General features: G+C 70.1%; 24 protein-coding genes and 1 other RNA gene. 8 read left to right on the top strand and 17 right to left on the bottom strand.

The genetic code is table 11. The annotated features are described in order from the left end of the window. Positions 1 to 44 precede the first annotated feature (44 nt). The 7 genes from tolA to ruvB all read right to left on the bottom strand — a co-directional run bounded on the left by tolA (position 45) and on the right by ruvB (position 5638). Positions 45 to 998 carry a cell envelope integrity protein TolA gene (gene tolA / locus ACI7BZ_RS10930; protein ID WP_414117189.1) on the bottom strand — a complete coding sequence of 318 codons (954 nt, stop codon included), beginning with the start codon at positions 996 to 998 and terminating at the stop codon, positions 45 to 47. Between the two features lie 8 nt (positions 999 to 1006). Further along, positions 1007 to 1468, bottom strand: coding sequence for a protein TolR (gene tolR, locus ACI7BZ_RS10925; RefSeq protein ID WP_414117188.1), 462 nt, complete (start codon positions 1466 to 1468; stop codon positions 1007 to 1009). A 3-nt stretch (positions 1469 to 1471) separates the two neighbouring features. Continuing rightward, positions 1472 to 2209 (bottom strand): protein TolQ, encoded by a 738-nt coding sequence (gene tolQ / locus ACI7BZ_RS10920; protein ID WP_414119142.1) that lies wholly within the window; start codon positions 2207 to 2209, stop codon positions 1472 to 1474. Between the two features lie 348 nt (positions 2210 to 2557). Then, positions 2558 to 3085, bottom strand: a complete 528-nt coding sequence (gene ybgC, locus ACI7BZ_RS10915) for a tol-pal system-associated acyl-CoA thioesterase (protein WP_414117187.1) — start codon at positions 3083 to 3085, stop codon at positions 2558 to 2560. A 212-nt stretch (positions 3086 to 3297) separates the two neighbouring features. After that, entirely contained in the window at positions 3298 to 3711 is a 414-nt protein-coding gene (locus ACI7BZ_RS10910) for a DUF2852 domain-containing protein (RefSeq protein ID WP_414117186.1), read from the bottom strand. Between the two features lie 77 nt (positions 3712 to 3788). Further along, a complete protein-coding gene (locus ACI7BZ_RS10905; RefSeq protein ID WP_414117185.1) occupies positions 3789 to 4424 on the bottom strand; it encodes a TetR/AcrR family transcriptional regulator in 636 nt (211 codons plus the stop codon). Between the two features lie 182 nt (positions 4425 to 4606). Further along, entirely contained in the window at positions 4607 to 5638 is a 1032-nt protein-coding gene (gene ruvB, locus ACI7BZ_RS10900; RefSeq protein WP_414117184.1) for a Holliday junction branch migration DNA helicase RuvB, read from the bottom strand. Positions 5639 to 5833: 195 nt separating this feature from the next. On the opposite strand from ruvB, the gene ACI7BZ_RS10895 reads away from it, so the two are divergent. Further along, positions 5834 to 6364 (top strand): flavin reductase family protein, encoded by a 531-nt coding sequence (locus ACI7BZ_RS10895; RefSeq protein ID WP_414117183.1) that lies wholly within the window; start codon positions 5834 to 5836, stop codon positions 6362 to 6364. Between the two features lie 5 nt (positions 6365 to 6369). Here ACI7BZ_RS10895 and ruvA read toward each other — a convergent pair whose 3' ends face one another. From ruvA to ACI7BZ_RS10875, 4 genes are all read right to left on the bottom strand, one after another. Next, positions 6370 to 6984 carry a Holliday junction branch migration protein RuvA gene (ruvA, locus tag ACI7BZ_RS10890; protein ID WP_414117182.1) on the bottom strand — a complete coding sequence of 205 codons (615 nt, stop codon included), beginning with the start codon at positions 6982 to 6984 and terminating at the stop codon, positions 6370 to 6372. A gap of 19 nt (positions 6985 to 7003) precedes the next feature. Continuing rightward, complete coding sequence (locus tag ACI7BZ_RS10885) at positions 7004 to 7435, bottom strand: anthrone oxygenase family protein (protein ID WP_414117181.1); 432 nt, start codon at positions 7433 to 7435, stop codon at positions 7004 to 7006. Between the two features lie 146 nt (positions 7436 to 7581). Then, positions 7582 to 8103, bottom strand: coding sequence for a crossover junction endodeoxyribonuclease RuvC (ruvC, locus tag ACI7BZ_RS10880; protein WP_414117180.1), 522 nt, complete (start codon positions 8101 to 8103; stop codon positions 7582 to 7584). 58 nt (positions 8104 to 8161) lie between these two features. Then, positions 8162 to 10618 (bottom strand): hypothetical protein, encoded by a 2457-nt coding sequence (locus ACI7BZ_RS10875; protein ID WP_414117179.1) that lies wholly within the window; start codon positions 10616 to 10618, stop codon positions 8162 to 8164. Between the two features lie 285 nt (positions 10619 to 10903). Between ACI7BZ_RS10875 and ACI7BZ_RS10870 the strand changes: the two genes are divergently transcribed. Next, the gene (locus ACI7BZ_RS10870; protein ID WP_414117177.1) at positions 10904 to 11356 is read left to right on the top strand and encodes a MerR family transcriptional regulator; all 453 of its coding nucleotides are present in this window, start codon (positions 10904 to 10906) and stop codon (positions 11354 to 11356) included. A 67-nt stretch (positions 11357 to 11423) separates the two neighbouring features. Here ACI7BZ_RS10870 and ACI7BZ_RS10865 read toward each other — a convergent pair whose 3' ends face one another. From ACI7BZ_RS10865 to ACI7BZ_RS10840, 6 genes are all read right to left on the bottom strand, one after another. Next, positions 11424 to 12170, bottom strand: a complete 747-nt coding sequence (locus ACI7BZ_RS10865) for a YebC/PmpR family DNA-binding transcriptional regulator (RefSeq protein WP_414117176.1) — start codon at positions 12168 to 12170, stop codon at positions 11424 to 11426. Between the two features lie 172 nt (positions 12171 to 12342). Beyond that, entirely contained in the window at positions 12343 to 13164 is an 822-nt protein-coding gene (locus tag ACI7BZ_RS10860; protein WP_414117175.1) for a TIGR00282 family metallophosphoesterase, read from the bottom strand. Between the two features lie 38 nt (positions 13165 to 13202). Next, a complete protein-coding gene (locus ACI7BZ_RS10855) occupies positions 13203 to 13811 on the bottom strand; it encodes a 5-formyltetrahydrofolate cyclo-ligase (protein WP_414117174.1) in 609 nt (202 codons plus the stop codon). Between the two features lie 101 nt (positions 13812 to 13912). Further along, a non-coding RNA gene (gene ssrS / locus ACI7BZ_RS10850) (6S RNA) lies at positions 13913 to 14066 on the bottom strand. Positions 14067 to 14196: 130 nt separating this feature from the next. Beyond that, complete coding sequence (locus ACI7BZ_RS10845) at positions 14197 to 14580, bottom strand: cell division protein ZapA (RefSeq protein ID WP_414117173.1); 384 nt, start codon at positions 14578 to 14580, stop codon at positions 14197 to 14199. 4 nt (positions 14581 to 14584) lie between these two features. Further along, positions 14585 to 14890 (bottom strand): DUF4164 domain-containing protein, encoded by a 306-nt coding sequence (locus ACI7BZ_RS10840; protein ID WP_414117172.1) that lies wholly within the window; start codon positions 14888 to 14890, stop codon positions 14585 to 14587. Positions 14891 to 15259: 369 nt separating this feature from the next. On the opposite strand from ACI7BZ_RS10840, the gene tkt reads away from it, so the two are divergent. From tkt to ACI7BZ_RS10810, 6 genes are all read left to right on the top strand, one after another. Beyond that, the gene (gene tkt / locus ACI7BZ_RS10835) at positions 15260 to 17251 is read left to right on the top strand and encodes a transketolase (protein WP_414117171.1); all 1992 of its coding nucleotides are present in this window, start codon (positions 15260 to 15262) and stop codon (positions 17249 to 17251) included. Between the two features lie 122 nt (positions 17252 to 17373). After that, positions 17374 to 18381, top strand: coding sequence for a type I glyceraldehyde-3-phosphate dehydrogenase (gene gap, locus ACI7BZ_RS10830; protein ID WP_414117170.1), 1008 nt, complete (start codon positions 17374 to 17376; stop codon positions 18379 to 18381). A 20-nt stretch (positions 18382 to 18401) separates the two neighbouring features. Then, entirely contained in the window at positions 18402 to 19592 is a 1191-nt protein-coding gene (locus ACI7BZ_RS10825; RefSeq protein WP_414117169.1) for a phosphoglycerate kinase, read from the top strand. 190 nt (positions 19593 to 19782) lie between these two features. Next, complete coding sequence (locus ACI7BZ_RS10820) at positions 19783 to 20802, top strand: class I fructose-bisphosphate aldolase (protein WP_414117168.1); 1020 nt, start codon at positions 19783 to 19785, stop codon at positions 20800 to 20802. A gap of 121 nt (positions 20803 to 20923) precedes the next feature. After that, positions 20924 to 21550 (top strand): thiamine phosphate synthase, encoded by a 627-nt coding sequence (locus ACI7BZ_RS10815; protein ID WP_414117167.1) that lies wholly within the window; start codon positions 20924 to 20926, stop codon positions 21548 to 21550. Next, on the top strand, positions 21547 to 22779 hold the full coding sequence (locus tag ACI7BZ_RS10810) for a tetratricopeptide repeat protein (RefSeq protein ID WP_414117166.1): 1233 nt from the start codon (positions 21547 to 21549) through the stop codon (positions 22777 to 22779). Before ACI7BZ_RS10815 ends, ACI7BZ_RS10810 begins: the two co-directional genes overlap by 4 nt.

Here is a 22779-nt window from a genome sequence, read left to right as displayed (position 1 = left end):
GGAGTTGGCGCGTGCACACGGCCGCCCGGGGCGGCCTCGCCGTGTCATCTGTGAACCGACAACTGGCGGGCATCATCCGAATTGAAGGTGAAGTTGATGTTCTTCCACAGGTCGTACTGGGCCTGCGGCAGGAAGGAATAGGGGCCGCACATACCGATGGCCCGGATGCCGCTCTCGGCATAGGCCTGGCCATAGGCCGATCCGGCGGGATCGGTGGCGATGAGGCGCGGCGTCGCCACCAGCGTGCCGTCGCGCCGCAGCTCGAAATTCACCTTCACCCTCACGTTCTGGTCGAAGGGAATGGCCGGCGGGCTCCAGCACGAATCGATCTTGCGCTTCAGCGCGTCGATCACGCTCGCGCTCAGCGTCGCCGAAGTGCCGCTCTGGGTGCCGAGCGAGCCGGTGTCGGAAACCTGCGGCCCACCCGCCGCCTGGCGCTGCGGGGTGCGCTTGTCGAGGAGCTTGGCCGCCTCGTCCAGCGGATTGGGACGGTCCGGCGCGTCGGACGGCTTGGCCGGCTCGCGCGGGATGGAGGGCTTGCGCGGCGGCACCGGCATGGCGGCGGCCTCCTGCTTCGGCTCCTGCTTGGGCGGATCTTCCTTCTTCGGCTCGCTCTTCAGTGCCACTTCCGCCTGCTCCTTGGGCGGCGGTGCATCGGCGGCCTTGGGCGGGGCCGGCTGATCCACCTTGGGCGGCGGCGGCGGCGGGGGCGGCGGCGGCGCGGTGGCTTCCACCGGCGGCTTTTCGCTTACCTTCACCTTGGGATCGTCCGGCGGGGTGGGAACGGGGTCCACCTTCTCCGCCACCTGCTTGGGCACATCGGCCTTGGGCGCGCTCTTGGTGCCCTTGGTGATCTTGGTGAATTCGGAAAACGACACCACGTCCACCGGCAGGGATTCCGGCATGGGCTCGAACGGCTTCGCCCCGGAGAACGACACCAGGGTGAGGACGATGACGCCCGCATGAAGGGCCGTCGATGCCACAAGGCCGCCGCGCATCTGTCCCGTCAGCCTCCCTGATCCAATTCGGTGACGAGGGCCACCTTCCTGAAACCCGCCCCATTGAGGCGCCCGAGCACGCGCATGACTGCGCCGTATTCCACTTTCTTGTCACCCCGCACGAAGATGCGCTCGTCGAAGCCGCCGCGCGCCTGGGTGATCGCCTGCAACTTCGGGACCAGATCCTCATACTTGATCTCGCTGTCGCCGACGAAGATCAGTCCCTTGCCGTTCACCGAGAGGGTGATGGGCTCCTTGTTGTCCTGATTCACCGCATTCGCCTGCGTCTGCGGCAGGTCGATGGGCACCCCCACGGTGAGCAGCGGCGCCGCCACCATGAAGATGATGAGCAGCACCAGCATGACATCCACCATGGGCGTCACGTTGATCTCGGCCATTGCGGGCGCGATCTTGCGGCGCGAGCGCCGGCTCTGCCACCCTCCCGCGCCTCCCCCGCCGGACATGCCCATGGCTCAGCCCCGCTGTTCGTCGATCTGGCGCGAGAGGATGGCGGAGAACTCGTCCGCGAACCCCTCCAGCCGCTGAGCCTGCCGCCCGGTCTGGGAAATGAACTTGTTGTAGAAAATGGTCGCCGGAATGGCGGCAATGAGGCCTATCGCAGTCGCAAGAAGCGCCTCGGCGATGCCCGGCGCCACCACGGCGAGGGACGTGTTCTTCGAGGCGGCGATGGACTGGAAGCTGGTCATGATGCCCCAGACCGTGCCGAACAGGCCCACGAACGGACCCGCCGAGCCCACGGTGGCCAGCACGATGAGGCCCTTCTCCAGCCGATCCACCTCGCGGGTGATGGTCACGTTCATCACCTTGTCGAGCCTTTGGTTGAGCCCGGCGAGGGAGCGCCCGCCGCCCTCGTAAGTGCGCTTCCACTCCCGCATGGCGGCCACGAAGATCTCGGCCATGCCGTGGTTGGAGCGCCCGGCGAGGGTGCGGTAGAGGTCTTCCAGGCTCTGGCCGGACCAGAACACCTGCTCGAACCGGTCCATCTCCCGCTTGTTGCGGGCGAACAGCAGCCATTTGTCGATGACGACGGCCCACACCCACACCGAGGCGGCGATGAGGCCGATCATCACCAGCTTCACCACCAGGTGAGCCTGGAGGAACAGCGACAGGAAGGAGAAATCGGCGGCCGGCGCCGCGGCCGGCGCGGCGGCGATGTCCTGGGCCAGCCCGGCGGTGGACAGGCCGAGCATCGCGGCGGCGGCAAGCGCCAGCGTCAGGGGCGACACGATGCCGGATCGGCGCGTCAGGTCATTCATTCTCGGCTCCGCTGCCTCCCGGTGGCGGGAGGCGCACAATGGCCCGTCGCGAAGCCGCGGCGCGGCTCCCCGAAAAGCATCCGGCTCCCGGCGCGGCCGCGCGCCGCACGGGGAACGTGCGCCAAGTCCAGGTTCAAGGCTCGCGTGCTCTTTGAGCGGGCGAGTCTGTCCAAACTTTGACGGGAGCGCGGTTCCCCGCTGCGGTGCGATATCGCCGCAGCACGGGGAGAACCTGTGCACGAACAGGCTTAACGGCCGGTTAGCGCGGGGCGCGCAAGGCGCTCAGCGCTTCATGTCCGGGAGGGCATCGGCGGCGCGCGCATCCTCCATCGTCGCCTGGCGCAGCGAGTCGGGAATGCGCTTGGCACGCCCCTGCGAGACGAAGGCGACGCGGACGGTGGCGGAAACCAGCACCTCGTCGCCGCGCTTCACCTGCTGCAGCAAGGTGATGGAAGCGCCGGCCACATCGCGCGAGAGGGTCACCACCTCCAGCACGTCGTCGATGCGGGCGGGCTTGAGGAAATCGAGCTGCATGGAGCGGACGACGAAATGGAAGCCCGGCGCCTCCTCCGCCGCCTGCGCGAACAGGTCGCCCTGCACCACGCCGAGCAGGCGCATGTAGTCCGAGCGGCCGCGTTCCATGAAGCGCAGGTAATTGGCATGGTAGACGATGCCGGAGAAGTCGGTGTCCTCGTAATAGACCCGAAGCACCAGCGCATGCCCGCCGGGAATGAGCCGGCCGGCGAGGTGGGGGTGTCGCTCCAGTTCGCCGGGGGCGGTCGCGCGCTCGCCGGTAATGTCCGTCTTCATGCCGTCTTCCCGCTCGGCCGCCCAACCGGCGGGCTGCCGCTGCGGGACCGACACCTACCCTTCCTCGCTGCGCAAAGGCAAGCGGAGCGGAACGGCGCGGCTTGCCGCCCGCGCCAGACCCGGTGGCGACACCGCGCCGCCACGGTCCATCCGGCGCAAATGCGGCCGGCGCTCCCAGGGGGCGGGGGAGCGCCGGCCGGCACCCGTGCCGGTCAGTTGCCCGAAGGCGCGTCCGCCGGCGGCGGGGGTACGGGGCGGCGGCGCTCGGCCATGAACTGGTCGAACTCGGCCTTGTCCTTGGCCTGGCGCAGGCGATCGAGGAACTCGCGGAAATCCTTCTGCTCATCCTCAAGGCGGCGCAGGGTCTCCTCGCGATACTCATCGAAGGCGCGGTTGCCGCTGGACGGCATGGGCCGCCCCCAGCGGTGGAAGGCGCCACGCATGGCGTCGCCGCCCTCTTCCTGCCATCGCGCCAATCCACGCTTGGCACCGCAGCCCAGGCGACCGCTGCCGATGATGAAGGCGAGAAGGGCGAGGCCGAGCGGCCACCACGCCAGAAAGCCCAAGACCGCCAGCGCGATCCAGGCCGGTTTGCCGTAACTGTCGAGCTTGTAGGCGAGCTCCATGGCAGCTGTCCCGGTTAATGTTAATTACATTTACATAGATAGGCACGAGCGCGCGCGGTGTCAATGGCGCTCCCGCGTCAGGGGGCCGAAGGCGCCCCCAGGCCCTTCAGATAAACGAGGAAGGCGGCCTCCAGCAGCTCTTCCGGCGCCATGGGCAGCTTGCGCCGGGCGCCGTCGGTGCGGCCGAACAGGGAGGCGACCCCATGGGCCAGCGACCAGGTGTGCAGCGCCACCATCAGCGCCGGCGGCCGGCCGGGACCGGGAATGTGAGAAACCAGAACTTCCGCTGCTTCGCGCAGGGCGCCGAACGCCCGGTTGCCGGCCTGCTGCAGCGCCTCGTGCCCCTCGGTGGGCAGGCCGGATTCGAACATGGCGGCATATTCCGCGGCGTGGCGCCGGGCAAAGTCCAGATAGGCGCGCCCCACCCGCTCGTAAGCCCGCGCCGGGGACGGCTTGCCCGACTGCCAGGCGGCCGTGAGCGCATCCGCCAGCCGGTCGAAGCCCGCGGCTGCCACAGCCGCCAAAAGCTCGTCGCGGTCGCGGAAATGCCGGTAGGGCGCCGCCGCGCTCACGCCGGCACGCCGTGCCGCCTCGGCGAAGGTGACGCCGGCAATGCCTTTTTCAGCGATGAGGGCGAGCGTCGCCTGCATCAGGGCCTCACGCAGGTTGCCGTGATGGTAGGAGCGCGTCTCGCCGTTTCGGGTCCAGCTCATGTGAATGTGCTTTACATGGGTGGCGGGGCGGCGTCGATGGGCGGGGCGCCGGGCCGTCCACGCCTAGTGGATCAACCGAAACGGATGGTACCCATCCGTTTCGAAAAGTTGATCCACCAGATCAAGGCGTTGTGGTTCGACCTGGTCGCGACAGATGGGTTCCATCTGTCGCGGTCGAACCACTAGGTCCCGTCGTCGAACAGGGGCATGGGCCGCGCCGCCGCCGGCTCGGGCAGGCCCAGGTGGCGGAAGGCGGCGGCGGTGAGCAGCCGCCCGCGCGGCGTGCGCTGGATGAAACCCTGCTGCACCAGGAAGGGCTCCACGATCTCCTCGATGGCGTCGCGCGGCTCCGACAGGGCTGCGGCGAGCGTATCCACCCCCACCGGCCCGCCATTGTAGAATTCGGCAATGACGGTGAGGTAGCGCCGATCCATGGCATCGAGCCCCATGGCGTCCACCTCCAGCGCCAGCAGGGCCCGGTCGGCGATACGGCGGTCGATGCGTTCCACCTCCGCCACCAAAGCGAAGTCGCGCACCCGGCGCAGGAGCCGCCCGGCGATGCGCGGCGTGCCCCGGGCCCGGCGGGCGATTTCCGTGGCGCCGTCGGGGGCAATGGCGATGCCCAGCACCCGCGCCCCGCGCACGACGATCTTCTCCAGCTCCTCCACGGTGTAGAACTGCAGCCGCACGGGAATGCCGAAGCGGTCGCGCAGCGGCGTGGTGAGAAGGCCGGATCGCGTGGTGGCGCCCACCAGGGTGAACTTGGGCAGCGAAATCTTCACCGAGCGCGCCGCCGGCCCCTCGCCGATCACCAGATCCAGCTCGTAATCCTCCATGGCCGGATAGAGAATCTCCTCCACCGCCGGGGACAGGCGGTGGATCTCGTCGATGAAGAGAACGTCGCGCTCTTCCAGATTGGTGAGGATGGCGGCAAGGTCGCCCGCCTTGGCGATCACCGGGCCCGAGGTGGAGCGGAAGCCCACCCCCATCTCCCGCGACATGATCTGGGCCAGGGTGGTCTTGCCGAGGCCGGGCGGACCGACGAACAGCACATGGTCCAGCGCCTCGCCGCGCGCCCGGGCGGCCTTGATGAACACTTCGAGATTGGCGCGCGCCTGCGCCTGGCCCACGAACTCCGACAGGAGCTGGGGCCTCAGCGTGGCGTCTGCGGCGTCCTCGCCGCGCTTTTCCCCCGAGAGGAGACGGGTGTTCATGAAAGACCTGCATGCCGCCGCGCCTGCGACTCGCGCGAATCTAGAGCGCCATCCCCCGGCGCGGAAGGGAAATAGACGGCGCCGCACGCAGCCGGGGCCGCGCCCCCGGCTTCGTGACCTGCCGCGTGAGACCTGCCGCAACGCGCCGCGCCCTGCCCGCGTTATGATCCTGCCGCTCTATGAAGGATGTGCCCCATGAAGGATCTGCCGCTGGCTGAAGTCTATCAGCTCATCGAGCCGGGGCCGGTGGTGCTCCTGACCACCGCCCAGGCGGGCCGCGCCAATGTCATGGCCATGTCGTGGCACATGATGGTGGAATTCACCCCGCCGCTGATCGCCTGCATCGTCTCCGGCGCCGACTTCAGCTTCACGGCGCTGCGCGCCACCCGCGAATGCGTGATCGCCATTCCCGCCGTGGAACTGGCGGAAAAGGTGGTGGCGGCGGGCAATTGCTCGGGGCGCGAGGGCGACAAGTTCGCGGCCGTGGGCCTCACGGCGCTGCCGGCAAGCCTGGTGCGGCCGCCGCTGGTGGCCGAGTGCTTCGCCAATCTCGAATGCCGGGTGGTGGACACCCGCCTCGTCAATCGCTTCAACCTGTTCGTGCTGGAAGTGGTGAAGGCGTGGCGCGACCCGGCGCAGAAGAATCCGCGCACCATCCATCACCACGGCTTCGGCCGCTTCGCGGTGGACGGGGAGATGCTGAAGATCGCCTCGAAGATGCCGTGAGGCGGCTATTTCGCCAGCTCCCGCAGTCCCAGCCGGATCAGCGCCTCCGTGGTGGCCCCCTCCCCCGCCCCGCGCAGGGCGGCGGCGATGGCGGCATGGGCCTGGGGGGCGCCATAGCCGAGATTGACCAGGGCCGAAACCGCATCGGCCGCCGGCCCGCCGCGCTCCGGCGCCGCGGCGGCCCCGACCGCCGGCAGCGCGAGATCGTTGGCCGTGAACCCCGGCAGCTTGTCCTTCAGCTCGGTGATGATGCGCGTCGCCACCCGCGGCCCGACCCCCGGCGCACGGGCCACCATGGCCTTGTCTCCCAGCGCGATGGCCTGGGCCAGCTCCGGCGCGGTGAGGGTGGAGAGCAGGGCCAGCGCGGTCTTGGTGCCGATGCCCTGCACCCCCTGGAGCAGCCGGAACCAGTCCCGCTCAGCCTCGGAGGAGAAGCCGAACAGGCGGATCTGGTCCTCGCGCACATAGGTTTCGATGAACAAAGCCGCCCGTTCGCCCGCCCGCGGCAGCGCCGCAAGGGTGCGGGCCGAGCAGGAGACGAGATAGCCGACGCCGCCCACATCGAGGATCACGTGATCCTCGTGCACCTCGTCCACCAGACCCTTCAGCTTTCCGATCATGGCCCTGTCCGCGCTCCTGTCACGCTGTCGCCGCCCAGAAGAAGACGACCGTGGCGAGCGCGCCGAGGCCGGTGCGCACCATGTGAAGCTGCCCCCAATTGGCAATGAGGCGGCGCGTCTGCGCGTCCGCCGCGTCCTCCCTGGTGGCAAGCAGGCGCCGGTTCGTGGGCATGATGCCGATGAGGGTATAGGGCCAGTTGGCCAGCATCAGCACGCCCCCGGCCAGCCAGTGCCAATCGGAATCCTGGATGAAGGCGGCAGCCGCAAGCCCCGCCCCCACCAGCGCCAGGGAGGCCTGCATGGCGAAGCCGCGCTTGTAGGCCGGCTTCCACTGCGCCAGCGCTGCAGCATCCGGCAGGCCGAGCCGCGCCGGCTGCTCGGCGAAATTGATATAGAAGGCGGCTCCGGTGAACAGCGCCGCCGCCACCAGTGCCAGATGCCCGACGATCATGCGCTCCCCCCGCGGGTCGAGATGGACGATCCTAGTGGTTCGACCGCGACAGATGGAACCCATCTGTCGCGACCAGGTCGAACCACAACGCCTTGATCCACTAGAAGCGCGATCCGGTCCCGGGGAACGGCTCTCGGTCCGCTCGGTCAGATCCGGCCCTCATGGACGGCGCGGGCACGCGCGGCCGCCCCGCGATGGTGGGCGTGGGTGACGGCAACCGCCAGCGCGTCGGCGGCGTCGTCGGTCTGCGGCGCCGCCCGGGGCAGCAGGATGCCGATCATCATCCGCACCTGCGCCTTCTCGGCGCGGCCGGCGCCCACCACGCTCTTCTTGACCAGGAGCGGCGCATATTCCGCGACGCTCAGCCCCATCTGGGCCGGCGCCAGCATCACCACGCCGCGGGCCTGCCCCAGCTTCAGGGTGGAGGCGGGATTCATGTTGACGAAAGTCTCCTCCACCGCCGCCTCGTGGGGAGAAAACTGTTCCAGCACGCCCAGCAGCTGGCGGTGGAGATTGGCGAGGCGCTCGCCCATGGGGGCACTCTCCGGCGGCAGGATGGTGCCGCAGGCAACGAAGGCGAGGCGCGAGCCCGCGGCCTCGATGATGCCCCAGCCGGTGCGCCTCAGGCCGGGGTCGAGGCCGAGGATGCGAATCGCATTCTGATCCATGGGGGCAACCTGCGCCTCCCTGCGCCGTGACGGAAGGGGCGCCGCCGCCCCCCACCGGCTACTTTCCGGCAGTCGTGCTGCGGCTCGCCATCTGCGTGGCGCCGCCGGCGGGGGCGCTGGCCACGCCGTCGCCGCCGGGTGCGCTCTCCCAGTCCGGGCGCTGCGGAATGAGGTTCGCTGCGGCGTTCTGGGTGCCGGGCACGAAGTCGCTCGCCTGCTGCACGGCGCGCACCAGGGTGGAGGGGTCGATCTCGCGGGCGAGGATGTCGCGCTTGCGGGCGCTGTCCTCGTCACCCTGGGCCGCAGCGAGGCTCAGCCATTTCCAGGCGGCGCCGATGTCCGCGGCCACGCCGAGGCCGCGCGCATACACCACCCCCAGATTGTACTGGCTGTCGCGGTGCCCCAGCTCGGCGGCAGTGCGGAACCAGCGGACCGCCTGGTCCCAGTCCGGCTTGGCGTCGGCGCCGAGGCCTTCCGACAGCAGCATGGCAAGGGCGTGCATGGACCGCACATTGCCTTGCGACGCCGCCCATTCATAGAAGCGGCGCGCCTCGCCGAGGTCCCGCTTCTCGGTTTCGTAGATGGCGCCGAGCCGGTGGGCGGCGGGGGCATAGCCCTGCGCGGTGGAAAAGCCCAGCCACTTGATGGCGGCGTCGATATCGCCGCCTTCCGCATAGCGGCGCGCCACCACATAGGCGGCCTGTGGATCACCCGAACGGGCGGCGGCCTGCAAGGCCGGCGTGCCGATGGCCGCCGGCAGGTCGGCCGGCGCCGCCACCGCGGCCATGGGCTCGGCGAGCCGGCGGACGGCGGAGGTGACGCTGGAGAGGAGGTCGGGCCCGTTGCGCCAGGCGAGGCCTACCGCGGTTCCGGCAAAAATCGTCGTGGCACCGGCGATGAGGGCCACCATGGCCACATGGCGCCGGCGGGCGAAGGCATTCGGCTTCGGCTTGCGCTCGCCCCTTGGTTCCGCCTTGCCCAGCGGGCGGCGCTTGCCGACGCGCGGGCGCTGATCCGCATCCACCGTGGGCGCGCCCTGGCTGCGATCGGCGCTGCGGGCGCGCGGCCACGGCAGGTCGCCGGCGAGGGGCGAGGCGGATTCCTGCGCCTGCGGGGCCGGCGCATCGGCGAGCGGCGCCTGCGGCCGCTCCTCCCGCAGCCCGGCGGCGTGGACGCGGGGAGCATCAGCGGGCTCGAAATCGGCAAAGGCCGGTTCCTTGACGTCGGCGATGTCCGGCGCCGGCTCGGGCTCCCGGGGCGACGGGGCCTGGGGGGCCCAGGTGTCGGTGGTCTCGCGCCCGAGGGGCACGGCCACATCATCGAATTCGGCGTCGTACGGGTCGGCCAGCAGCTCGCTGGTGCGGCGCTCGATCTCGTCCTGGCGCGCCTCCAGGGCGGCAAGGCCGCGCTTCAGCCCCACCACCGCCGGGCCGCCGGCATCTTCCGAGACCTTGGCGGCAACGGCGCGCACCGCGTCGGCGGTCGCGGTATGGGTGCTCTCGCGCACCTGACGCATCTCCTCGACCATGCGGTTGAGGGAGCTTTCCATGTCGTCCAGCCGGCTGAGCCGGACATGGGTGTCTCGGAACTGCTCGGTCAGGGTGAGCAGGTGGCGCTCCACCACATCGGCCAGCGGCGCAACCGAGGAGCGGCCCGCCTCCTCCGCCGCCGTGATTCGGGCATGCAGGCTGCCGAGCCTTTGCGTCAGCTCCGCGCCGATGGCCGGTGAAAGGGCCGCCACCTGCTGGCTGACCTGGCTGGAAACCTCATCCAGGCGCCGGTGCACGCCTTCCAGCGCCGCCAGCAGCGAACGCCGCAGATCGTCGGCCACCGAGGCATCGCCCGCCTGGGCGCGGGCCTGCATCTGCTCCACCCGGGTCAAGAGGGCCACCGCATTGCGCTCGAACGCCACGGTGGCATCGGCCACGCGCCGCGCGGCATCCTCGCCGGCGCGGGACACGTCCTCGGCACAGGCGGCGAGGCGCTCGGCGATCTTCGGCAGGCCGCCGTGCGCCTGCGTCCCGGCCACGGCGCGGGAGACAAGATCCTTCAATTCGGCAAGCTGGCCCTGGAGCCGGGCCACCTCCACCGGGTCCACCGCCCGTGCGCCCAGCAGATCGATGCGGTGGCCGAGGGCATCCAGGCCGGCTTCCATCGCGCGGAAGCGCTCCGGGTTCTTCAGCGCCTGGAGAGCCGCTTTCAGCTCCCCCAGCTCGCGGATGAAGCTGCGCTCGCGGCCGTCGCTCTCGGCGGCCCCGGCCTCGCGGATATCTTCCACCCGCCGGTTCAGCAGGGAGATGGCCTTGTCCATCTCCACCATCACGCGCCGCGGCGCCGCCTGGGCGAGGCGCTCGCGCAGGGCGCTCACCTCTTCCCGCAGCGCGTCGATGGTGGACGCGGGAACGTCGATGACGTCCCACGCCGGAACATCACGAAACTCGTCTGTGGTACGGGCCCGCACCGTGGACGAACGTATCGCGGCGCCTGCCCGGGCCGTGCGCTCCATCCGCTCCATTCCGGCCTCCCTGCGGCTATCAGGCTACCATATGGTGCCAAGGTACCATAGCCGCGCATGGTGATTCATCTGAACAGAGAGTTTCGGAACTTGGTAAACACAGCGTTAAAGTCCTGATTCCAGAGGCCGCGTAACTGTTACTTTCCCCTACGGTAGCCCGTCCGCCCTCCCCCCGCCCCGCCGCCTTCGGTAGGCATAGGGACCAGCAGAGACATTTTCTGCGCCAGACGAATCACTGCTCCGCCTGCCGCAACGGCGCCGGTGGATGGCGAAGGGAAGACGGGAATGGACGCGAAGACGTTCGAGCAGGATATGGGCAGCGTGCCTGCCCCGGGTCAGCCTGCCTATCTTGAGGGCGCGGCCGAGATGCCCAGCGTGGCGGGCGCCGTGCTCACCATCGGCGATCTCTCGCGGGAATTCGGCATCACGCTGCGGGCCCTGCGCTTCTATGAGGACAAGGGCCTCATCTCGCCCCGGCGCGACGGCATGACCCGCCTTTATTCGGACGCCGACCGGCGCCGGCTGGCGGTGATTCTCAAGGGCAAGCACCTGGGCTTCACCCTCACCGAGATCCGCGCCCTGGTGGCGGCCCATGACAAGGCCGACGGCGCCGAGGCCGGCCTTTCCCTCAGCCGCGAGCGCTGCCTGGCCCAGCTGGCCCAGCTGGAGCGCCAGCGCACCGAGATCGACGACGCCATTGCCGAGCTGAAGGCGATGGCATCCACCCTCGCCGCCTGAAGGCCACGCACGAAAAAGGCGGCCCGCGCGGCCGCCTTTGCCATGAACCGTCCCGCCGTCCGCCGCCTCAGCCGCTCATCTTGGCGATGAGCGCATCGGACAGCTCGAAATTGGCGGTCACGTTCTGCACGTCGTCATTGTCTTCAAGGGTCTCGACCAGGCGGAGCAGCTTCTCGCCGGTCTCATCGTCCACCGCGATGGTATTTTGCGGTCGCCACACCAGGGCGGCCTTGCGCGGATCGCCGAACCTGGCCTCCAGCGCGCGCTGCACTTCCGAGAGATTTTCCGCGGCGCACACCACTTCATGACCATCCGGCGACGAGGACGCATCGTCCGCGCCGGCCTCGATGGCGGCTTCCATCATGGCGTCGGCATCGGCCTTGGCGGCGTCGAACTCGATCACCCCCACCCGGTCGAACATGAAGGACACGGAGCCCGTCTCGCCGAGGTTTCCGCCGGACTTGGTGAAATAGGAGCGCACTTCCGAGGCGGTGCGGTTGCGGTTGTCGGTCAGCGCCTCGACGATCACCGCAACGCCGCCGGGACCGTAGCCCTCATAGCGGATCTCATCGTAATTCTCGCCGTCGGCGCCGGACGCCTTCTTGATGGCGCGCTCGATATTGTCCTTCGGCATGTTCTCGGCGCGGGCGGCGAGAATGGCGGCCCGCAGGCGCGCGTTCATGTTCGGGTCGGGCAGGCCCATCTTGGCCGAGACCGTGATCTCGCGCGCCAGCTTGGAGAACAGCTTGGAGCGCATGGCATCCTGCCGCCCCTTGCGGTGCATGATGTTCTTGAATTGTGAATGCCCGGCCATGCCGTCACCGTCCGTTGAAGATCCCGCCCCGCGCCCCGCGTCCTGCGGGGCCGCCCGGGCCGAATGCCGTTGACTGGAGCGGCCTTATAGGTCGGAGCCGGGGAAAAGAGCAAGGAAGCGGGTGCAGCACGATGTCATGCCCGCATGTCCCGGCCGTCGGGTTCCGCCCGGCTCACTCCCAGAAAGCCGGCCGCACTTCCGAAAGCCCGCCGCCCATGCGCACCGCCGAGACACGGGTGGCAAGGCCGGTGCGGTCGTCCGTCTCCACCGCCACGCCGCACAGCGCCGCCGGGCCGGACGCCGGCTCGAACCGGCCGGAGGCCAGCTTGCGGGTGAAGCGCCGCAGCGGCTCCTCCTTGTCCATGCCGATGACGCCATCATAGCAGCCGCACATGCCGGCATCGGTCATATAGGCGGTGCCGTGGGCGAGGATGCGCTCGTCGGCGGTGGGCACATGGGTGTGGGTGCCCACCACGAGGGTGGCGCGCCCATCGCAATAATGGCCGATGGCCTGCTTCTCGCTGGTGGTTTCCGCATGCACGTCCACCACCACCGCATCCGCCACGCGGCCGAGGGCGGCGCCCTCCAGCGTCCGGTCGAGGGCGGCGAAGGGATCGTCCAGCGGGTCCATGAACACCCGGCCCATCACGTTGGCCACCAGCACCCGGGCGCCGTTCTTCGCCTCGATGAGGGCGGCGCCGCGCCCCGGCGTGCCGGCCGGATAGTTCATGGGCCGCACCAGGCCTTCCGCACGCTCGATGAAGACGAGGGCGTCGCGCTGGTCGAAGGCATGGTTGCCAAGGGTGATGGCGTCGGCACCGGCCGCGCGCAGTTCGTCATAGATGGCCTCGGTGATGCCGAACCCGCCCGCGGCATTCTCCCCGTTCACCACCACGAGATCGAGGGCCCAGCGCGAGACCAGAGCCGGCAGGCGCGAGACGACGCATTCGCGGCCGGAGCGGCCCACCACGTCGCCGAGGAAGAGAATACGCATTAGCAGAACCTGTGAAGCCGCACGCGGCTGTGTCGTGATCAGCGCGGCGCCACGCAGGACGCCGCCCGAAGTTCCGTTACCATCATGTCCACCGGCTCGTCATGGGCCTCGTGCGGCACCCCCTCCACTTCCTGGCAGGCGAAGGCGAAGCCGAGGGCGGAGACGGGGCCGTGCGCGCGCAGCCCGGCAAGGGTGCGGTCGTAGAAGCCGGCGCCGTAGCCGATGCGGTAGCCGTGGCGATCGAAGGCCGCGAGGGGCACCAGCAGGAGCGCGGGCGACACGAGCGGAGCGTCCGCCGGCGGCTCGGGGATGCGGAAGGCGCCGGCGGCGACCAGCGGCGCCCCCGCCGCCCACCGGCGGAACAGCAGCGGCGCATCACGGGCCTCGATCACCGGCAGGCACAGGTCCGCCCCCGCCACCCGCAGCGCCGCGGCGAGGGGCGCGGTGTCGATCTCGTCGCGGAACGGGGCGAACAGGGCGATGGTGCGGCCGGCGGCCGGGCCGATGGCGGCCAGCGCATGGCCTGCCGCCTGCCGGCTCGCGGCGGCGCGCGCACCCTCGCCCATGGCAGCGCGGCGCCCGAGCGCAAGCGAACGCAAGCGCTTCTTCTCGGCGGCGGGATCTGCGGGGAAGGTGGCGGGCGACATGCAGCCGAAGCACCTGCTGGCCAAGGCGGGCCGGGCGCCGCAAGTGCCCCGGCAAACGAAATCCCGCAGCGGGGCAGGCCCGCGGGCGGGAAAAGAAGACGTGCGGAGCCACAGTGGCCGTCGGAGGTCGATCCCGGGAACCTACAACGTAGGTGGGCGCCGTGTGTCCAAGCCCAGGGGCGAGGTCAGGGACAGCTCCCTTAAGGATCGATAAGGCCCCGGGGAAAATGCTCCTAACGCACCCCGCAGCCCCGCCTGACCAATGTAGGGATGATGACGGCCCGGCGCCAGCCCCATCATGTGCCAGCCCATCATGCGCCAAGTCGTACCTGTGCAAATCTCCCGCCGGTGCGAATTCTTCGTCGCGGGCCGGCGGCGGAGCGGGTCACCCCATGCCCACCGTGCCACGCTCCTTGGGGGCCAGCTCGGCCACCAGGCGCTCGATGCGCTCGGCCACGGCGTCGATGGTGCGGGCCACCTCCTCCTCGCCCGCCTCGATGCGCGCGATGGCGGAGGCGCGGGCGTCGCGCTGGCTCTCGATGTCGCTTTCCAGCGCGCGGATGCGCACGCGGGCTTCGGCCAGTTCGTCGGCGATGGTGATGGCGGCCATCACCACCAGCCGCTGGTCGCCGATCTCGCCGAAGGCGACGCGCAGCTGGGAGATGCGCCCGTCGATGTCGTGCGCCAGGCGGATGAGATGCTCCTCCTGCCCCTCGTCGCAGGCCATCCTGTACTGGCGCCCGGCGATGGTGACGGAGACATGGGGCATCCGTTCAGCCGCCGTGGGTCGCGAGCACGTCGCGGATGGTGCCCATGGCCACGTCGAGGCGGCGGATCACCTCGCGGCCCACCTCCTCCACCGCCCCGGCCTGGGACTGCGACACGTCAAGCTCGGCGGCCAGCCGCGCCCGGTCGTTGCCAAGGGCGTGGAGCTGCGCGAGCAGCGCCTCCTGGTGGCGGTCGGCCTCCCGACGGCGGTCGATGGCGTCGGTCAGGGCATCGAGGGCCGCATGAAGCCGCTTCGTCGCCGCCTCGATGGGGGCGTCCTGCAGCGGCGGGCGGTGCTTCAGCGCATACATTGTGAAAGTTTAGCCGAACCGAGCGGCGCAGCGCCACTCTTTCCAGCATTGTCAACATGATTGCGCCCGGCGCGCCACCGGAAAATGCAGGGCGGCCGCCGTGGGGTCCCGCGGCGGCGGACGCCCCCCGGCGATGCTGGGAAATGCCCCCGGGGCACGCGGATGCTGCGCCGCACAGGGCTTTGCCCCGGCCGCGACGATGCGGCGCGGGCGAGCCGGCCGCCATCCGCTTGACCTTGGAGGACGGGGCAGGTTTGACAGCCCCATGGGCCTTGCTATCAAGGCGGCCATCAAGGGCCCGACCTGCCGCCGACGGAGTTACCTCCAGCCGGGCAGCGCGAACGGGACCCGCGCGGGAGAACCGAATTGATGCTGAACGGCACGCGTCACGACCGAATGGCCAACGCCATCCGGTTCCTCGCGATGGATGCGGTGGAAGCCGCCAACAGCGGCCATCCCGGCCTGCCCATGGGCGCCGCCGACCTTGCCACGGTGCTGTTCACCCGGGTGCTGAAGTATGATCCGGCCTGCCCCGCCTGGCCGGACCGCGACCGCTTCGTGCTCTCCGCCGGCCACGGCTCCATGCTGCTCTATTCGGTGCTCCACCTCGCCGGCTACGAGAAGGTCACCATGGACGAGATCCGGCGCTTCCGCCGGCTCGGCTCGCTGACCCCCGGCCACCCCGAGAATTTCGTCACCGAAGGCATCGAGACCACCACCGGGCCCCTGGGCCAGGGCATTGCCACCGCCGTGGGCATGGCCATGGCGGAACGGGCGCTCTGCGCCCGCTTCGGCGCCGACGTGGTGGACCACCGCACCTATGTGCTCGCCTCCGACGGCGACCTCATGGAAGGAATCAGCCAGGAGGCAGCAGACCTTGCCGGCCACCTGAAGCTCAACAAGCTGATCGTGATGTGGGACGACAACCACATCTCCATCGACGGCCCCACCTCCATCTCCGGCTCCACCGACCAGCTGGCGCGCTTTGCCGCCTCCGGCTGGGCCACCACCCGCATCGACGGCCACGACCCGCAGGCCATCCTCGCCGCGCTGGAGGCCGCCAAGGCGTCGGACCGGCCGACCCTCATCGCCTGCCGCACCACCATCGGCTTCGGCGCGCCGAAGAAGGCGGGCTCGGAAAAGGCCCACGGCTCGCCGCTGGGCGCCGAGGAGATCGCCGCCACCCGCGCCGCCCTGGGCTGGGAAGCCGCCCCGTTCGAGATTCCCGCCGACGTCCTCGCCGGCTGGCGCGCGGCCGGTGCCGCCGGCGCCGCCCTCCGCGCCGCCTGGGAAGCCCGGCTCGAAGCCCTGCCGGCCGAGACCCGGACCGAGTTCGAGCGCCGCATTCTCGGCACCCTTCCCGAGGCGCTGGAAGGCGCCATCGTCGTCGCCAAGGAGAAGGCCGTGAAGGACGGCGGGGCGGTCGCCACCCGCAAGTCGTCCGAGATGGTGCTGGATATCATCACCCCGGCGGTGCCGGAGATGATCGGCGGCTCGGCCGACCTCACCGGCTCCAACAACACCAAGGCCAAGGGTGCGAAGTCCATCACGCCGGACGACTTTTCCGGCTCCTTCGTGCATTATGGCGTGCGCGAGCACGGCATGGCCGCGGCCATGAACGGCATGGCCCTGCACAAGGGCCTGGTGCCCTTCTCCGGCGGCTTCCTGGTGTTCTCCGATTATTGCCGCCCCGCCATCCGCCTCGCGGCGCTGATGGGCGAGCGGGTGATCCATGTGCTCACCCACGATTCCATCGGCCTCGGCGAGGACGGCCCCACCCACCAGCCGGTGGAGCACCTGGCGGCCCTGCGCGCCATTCCCGGCCTTCTGGTGCTGCGCCCCTGCGACACGGTGGAGACGGCCGAATGCTGGCAGATCGCCCTTCAGGCGATGGACCGGCCCTCCGCCCTCATCCTCTCGCGCCAGAACCTGCCGCTGCTGCGCACGGATGCCACGGCGCAGAACCGCTCGGCCGGCGGCGCCTACGAGATCCGCGCCGCTTCGGGCCCGGCCCAGGTGAGCCTGTTCGGCACCGGCTCGGAAGTCTCCACGGCCGTTGAGGCCGCAAAGATTCTGGAGGCGCAGGGTGTGCCCACCCGCGTCGTCTCCATCCCCTCGTTCGAACTTTTCCTCGCAAGGCCTGCCGCAGAGCGGGCCAAGGTGATCGGGGACGCTCCGGCCAAGGTGGCGGTGGAAGCCGCCATCCGCATGGGGTGGGACGCCATCGTCGGTTCGGATGCCGCCTTCGTGGGAATGACCTCGTTCGGCGCCAGCGCCCCAGCAAAGGATCTCTACGCCCATTTCGGCATTACACCGGACACGGTCGCGGCCAGCGCGCTCGACCGTCTCCGGCAGGCGTGATCACCGGGAGGTAATCACAGGCGCACGGCGGGCGCGAGAGGGCCGCGCTGCGGGGCAAGCCTGCGGCAGCGGATCGCATTTCACAGCGGCCGAGCTTCAAGCCGGCTCATGGAGGACCCATTATGAGCGTCAAGGTGGCCATCAACGGTTTCGGTCGTATCGGGCGTAACGTTCTGCGCGCCATCATCGAATCGGGCCGCACCGACATCGAGGTGGTGGCGATCAACGACCTCGGCCCGGTGGAGACGAACGCCCACCTCTTCCGCTTCGACAGCGTGCACGGCCGCTTCCCCGGCGAGGTCAAGGTCGCCGGCGATACCATCGACGTGGGCCGCGGCCCCATCAAGGTCACTGCCGTCCGCGATCCCTCCCAGCTGCCCCACAAGGAGCTGGGCGTGGACATCGCGCTGGAGTGCACCGGCATCTTCACCGCCCGCGACAAGGCGGCGGCGCATCTGGCGGCCGGCGCGAAGCGCGTGCTGGTGTCGGCCCCGGCCGACGGCGCCGACCTCACCGTGGTCTTCGGCGTGAACCACGACAAGCTCTCGGCCGATCACCTGGTGGTGTCCAACGCCTCCTGCACCACCAACTGCCTCGCCCCGGTGGCCAAGGTTCTCCACGATGCCGTCGGCATCGAGAAGGGCTTCATGACCACCATCCATTCCTATACGGGCGACCAGCCGACCCTGGACACCATGCACAAGGACCTTTACCGCGCCCGCGCGGCGGCCATGTCCATGATCCCCACCTCCACCGGCGCCGCCAAGGCGGTGGGCCTCGTGCTCCCCGAGCTGAACGGCAAGCTGGACGGCACCTCCATCCGCGTGCCGACCCCCAACGTCTCGGTGGTGGATTTCAAGTTCATCGCCAAGCGCGCCACCAGCAAGGACGAGATCAACGCCGCGGTACTCGCGGCTGCGGCCGGCCCGCTGAAGGGCATCCTCGGCACCACCGACCAGCCCAACGTCTCCATCGACTTCAACCACGACCCGCACTCCTCCACCCTCCACCTGGACCAGACCAAGGTCCTGGAAGGAACGCTGGTGCGCGTGCTGTCCTGGTACGATAACGAATGGGGCTTCTCCAACCGCATGGCCGACACCGCGGTGGCCATGGGCAGGCTCGGCTGAGCCGGAAGGGGGGCTTTGACATGAACGCCTTCCGGACCCTCGACGACGCCGACCTCGCCGACAAGCGGGTGCTCGTCCGCGTCGATCTCAATGTTCCCATGGAAGCCGGGCGCGTGACCGACGACACGCGCCTGAAAGCCATCCTGCCCACCATCCGCGCCATCACGCAGAAGGGTGGCAAGGCGGTGCTGCTGGCGCATTTCGGGCGGCCCAAGGGCCGTGACGAGAGCCAGTCCCTCGCCCCCGTCGCCAAGGCGCTGGAGGCCCAGCTCGGGCACAAGGTGTCGTTCGCCGACGACTGCGTCGGGGATGCGGCGCAGGATGCCGTCTCCCGCCTCGCCGCCGGCGAGGTCATCGTCCTGGAGAACACGCGCTTCCATGCCGGCGAGGAGAAGAACGCCCCGGATTTCGTGGCGGCGCTCGCGTGCCTCGGCGACATCTATGTGAACGACGCCTTCTCCACCGCCCACCGCGCCCATGCCTCCACCGAAGGGCTCGCCCACAAGCTGCCGGCCTATGCCGGCCGCTCCATGGAAAGCGAGATCAGCGCCCTCACCAAGGCGCTGGAAGCCCCCGAACGGCCGGTGCTCGCCGTCGTGGGCGGCTCCAAGGTGTCCTCCAAGCTCGAGCTGCTGGGCAACCTTGTGAAGAAGGTGGACATCCTGGTCATCGCCGGCGGCATGGCCAACACCTTCCTCGCCGCCCTCGGCATGAAGGTAGGCAAGTCGCTGTGCGAGCATGACCTTGCGCCGGTGGCGCTGGACATCCTGGAAAAGGCCAAGGCGGCCGGCTGCGAGATCGTCCTGCCCGTGGATGCGGTGGTGGCCACCGAGTTCCGGGCCAACGCCCCCCACCGCACCGTCGGCGTGGACGATGTGGGCGAGGGCGAGATGATCCTCGATGCCGGCCCGCAGACGGTGGCCGTGGTGGAGCAGAAGCTGGCGGCGGCAAAGACGGTGGTCTGGAACGGCCCGTTCGGTGCGTTCGAGATGGTGCCGTTCGATGCCGCCACCGTGGCGGTGGCCCGCCATGTGGGCACGCTCACCCGCAAGGGGCTGGTGCTCTCGGTGGCCGGCGGCGGCGACACGGTGGCAGCGCTCAACCATGCCGGCGCGGCGGGTGACTTCTCCTATGTCTCCACCGCCGGCGGCGCCTTCCTGGAATGGCTGGAGGGCAAGGCCCTTCCGGGTGTGGAGGCGCTGCGGCGCTGATGCGGTTTCCCCGGGCGGGCGTAGAAAAGCGCCTGCCCGGGGCCTCCTTTTGCTGCAATGCAATGTTATGGTAATCCGCACGCCACCCGGCCCGGCCCGTTGCGGCGCCGAACGGGTGGATTTCCGGACCGGGGCGCGCGCTCCAGTTCCCAATCCCGCCTGAGGGGCGGCAAAGGCAGGGTGAAGACACATGACGGCTGAGCTCGACGCGATCGCACAGAAGATGGTGGCCGACGGCAAGGGCATCCTGGCGGCAGACGAGAGCACCAGCACCATAAAGAAGAGGTTCGACGCCATCGGTGTCGAATCCACCGAGGACAACCGCCGCGACTATCGCGAGCTGCTGTTCCGCTCGCAGGCCATGCAGAAGTACATCTCCGGCGTCATCCTCTTCGACGAGACCATCCGCCAGAAGGCCAAGGACGGCACCCCGCTGGTGGCGCTGATCCAGCAGGCCGGCGCCATTCCCGGCATCAAGGTGGATGCGGGCGCCAAGCCCATGCCCCTGTGCCCGGGCGAGACCATCACCGAGGGCCTCGACGGCCTCGCCGGCCGCCTGAAGGAATATTACGACCTCGGCGCCCGCTTCGCGAAATGGCGCGCGGTCATCGACATCGGCGCCGGCATCCCCTCCTATCCGGCGGTGCGCGCCAATGCCCATGCGCTGGCCCGCTATGCGGCCCTGTGCCAGGAAGCCAACATCGTCCCCATCGTGGAGCCCGAGGTCCTGATGGACGGCGACCACGACATCGACACCTGCTACCGGGTGACCGAGTGGGTGCTGAAGACCACCTTTGAAGAGCTGTACTACCAGCGCATCCGCCACGAAGGCATGGTGCTGAAGCCCAACATGGTGGTGCCCGGCAAGAAGTGCCCCAAGCAGGCCTCCGTGGCCGAGGTCGCCGAAAAGACCGTGCGCCTGCTGAAGACCTGCGTGCCGTCCGCCGTTCCCGGCATCGCCTTCCTCTCCGGCGGCCAGTCGGACGAGGAGGCCACCGCCCATCTCGACGCCATGGTGAAGCACGGCGGCCTGCCGTGGAAGCTCACCTATTCCTACGGCCGCGCGCTCCAGGCCGCGCCGCAGAAGGCGTGGTCCGGCAAGGCCGAGAACGTCGCCGCGGCCCAGGCCGCGTTCGACCACCGCGCCCACATGAACTCGCTGGCCGCCCTCGGCCAGTGGACGACGGAAGTCGAGCGCAAGGCCGCCTGAGGCGCGCGCGTCCGCAACCCAGGGAAGAGGGCCGGCCCACGCCGGCCCTTTTTCGTATCCGCCCCGCCCTCCTGAAGGGGCGTGCCCCCAATTTGCCGGTTTCTTGTCCGACCGATCATCCATGCCCGCACCCCAGCCCACGCCGACCGCCCGATTGATGCTCGTCCTCACCCTGTCCGCGGACCTCCGGCCGGAGGCGGTGGACGCAGCCGTGCGCGCAGGCGACGTGGCGGCGGTGGTGCTGCGGGTGCCCCAGCAGGGCGCCCCCGCCGCCGACCGGCTCGCCGCCGTGGTGGAGGCTGTCCAGCGCCATGAGGCCGCCGCCCTCGTCGAGGGGCCGGAGGGCCTGGTGGCCACGGCCGGCCTCGACGGGGTGCATGTGGACCTGCCGGAGCGGCTGGAACCGACCCTGCGCGCCTTGAAGCCCCGCGCCATCGTCGGCGCCGGAGGGCTGGAAAGCCGACACGACGCCATGGTCGCAGGGGAAAGCGGAGCCGACTATGTGCTGTTCGGCGCCCTCTCCCCGGCTGCCGGCGCCTTTCCCCGGACCCTCGATTTCGTCCAGTGGTGGGCGGAACTGTTCGAGGTGCCCTGCGTGGGCGTCGCCTCCACCCTCGAAGAGGCGGAAGCCCTCGCCCGCGCCGGCGCCGATTTCGTGGCGCTGGACGAGGCGCTGGTGGCCGCCGGTGGCGCCGGCGCGGTGGCGCAGGCCCAGGCCCGGCTCGCCGTGGCAGGCAGCGACAGATGATTCGCCCCCGTCCGCCGGCGCAGGGACCGCAAACGCCGGCAGCCATGACCGGGCGCCGTGCCGGGTGGGTCACGATTGGCCGGCTCCCGGCGGGCACGCTTCCCGCCCGGCTGCTGCTGGCCGGCGCGCTTCTGGCCGGCAGCATTCCCGCCGCGCAGGCCCAGACCCCGCCCCCCGCCACCCCCGCGCCGTCCCCTGCCGCGCCCAAGCCGGTGGCCAAGCCGGACCCGAAACCCCAGCCGAAGCCTGAGGCCAAGCCTGAGGCCAAGCCCGCTGCCAAGCCTGCAGCCAAGCCGAACCCCAAGGACGACACCAAGGGCGACGCCAAGGCGCCCGCGACAAAGCCCGGCGCGAAGCCGGCCCCGGCGGCGCCCACCGCCAATCCCGCCGAGGCCGGCGACACCGCCTATGGCGCCTACCAGCGCGGCTATTACCTTACGGCCTTCAACGAGGCGCTGAAGCGCGCGCGGGCAACCAGCGACCCGGCCGCCATGACGCTTCTGGGCGAACTCTATTTCAGCGGCTACGGCGTGCCCCTCGACCGCGCCAAGGCGCTGGAATGGTATCAAAAGGCCGCAGCGGCCGGCTCTACCTCCGCGGTGTTCGCCCTCGGGCTCATGTCCCTGGCCGGTCAGGGGGTGAAGGCGGATGAGGTCGCCGCCGCCAAGCGGTTCCGTGAAGCGGCGGAAAAGGGGCATGGCGCCGCCGCCTACAATCTGGGCCTCCTCTACCTGCAGGGCCGCAAGATCCCCAAGGAGCCGTCCGAGGCGGCGCGCTGGTTCGAGATCGCCGCGGCGCAGGACGTCGAGGATGCGCAATATGCCCTGGCCGTGCTGCTGAAGGAGGGCAACGGCGTGGAGCGCGACGTGGCCGCCGCGGGCCGCCTGATGGGCACCGCCGCGCGCCTCGGCCACATCACCGCGCAGGTGGAATTCGCCATCATGCAGTTCAACGGCACCGGCGTGCCGAAGGACGAGGCGGCGGCCGCCGTCATGTTCCGCAAGGCCGCGCTCGGCGGCAACGTCATTGCCCAGAACCGCTATGCCCGGCTGCTCGCCGTCGGTCGCGGGGTCCCGCAGGACAAGGCGATGGCGGTGGCATGGCACCTTCTGGCCAAGAAGCGTGGGCTGGGCGATCCCATGCTGGACGACGTGATGGCGAAGCTGCCGGAAGCCGACCGGAAGAAAGCGGAGGCCCAGGCCGAGCGATGGGAGCGCGGCCGCGCCTGA

The sequence above is a fragment of the Xanthobacter sp. AM11 genome, assembly GCF_047444035.1.
In the GTDB taxonomy this organism is placed as follows: Bacteria; Pseudomonadota; Alphaproteobacteria; order Rhizobiales; family Xanthobacteraceae; genus Xanthobacter.
The sequence above is the reverse complement of the archived record's forward strand: the minus strand, read 5'-3'. Positions and strand labels throughout refer to the sequence as shown.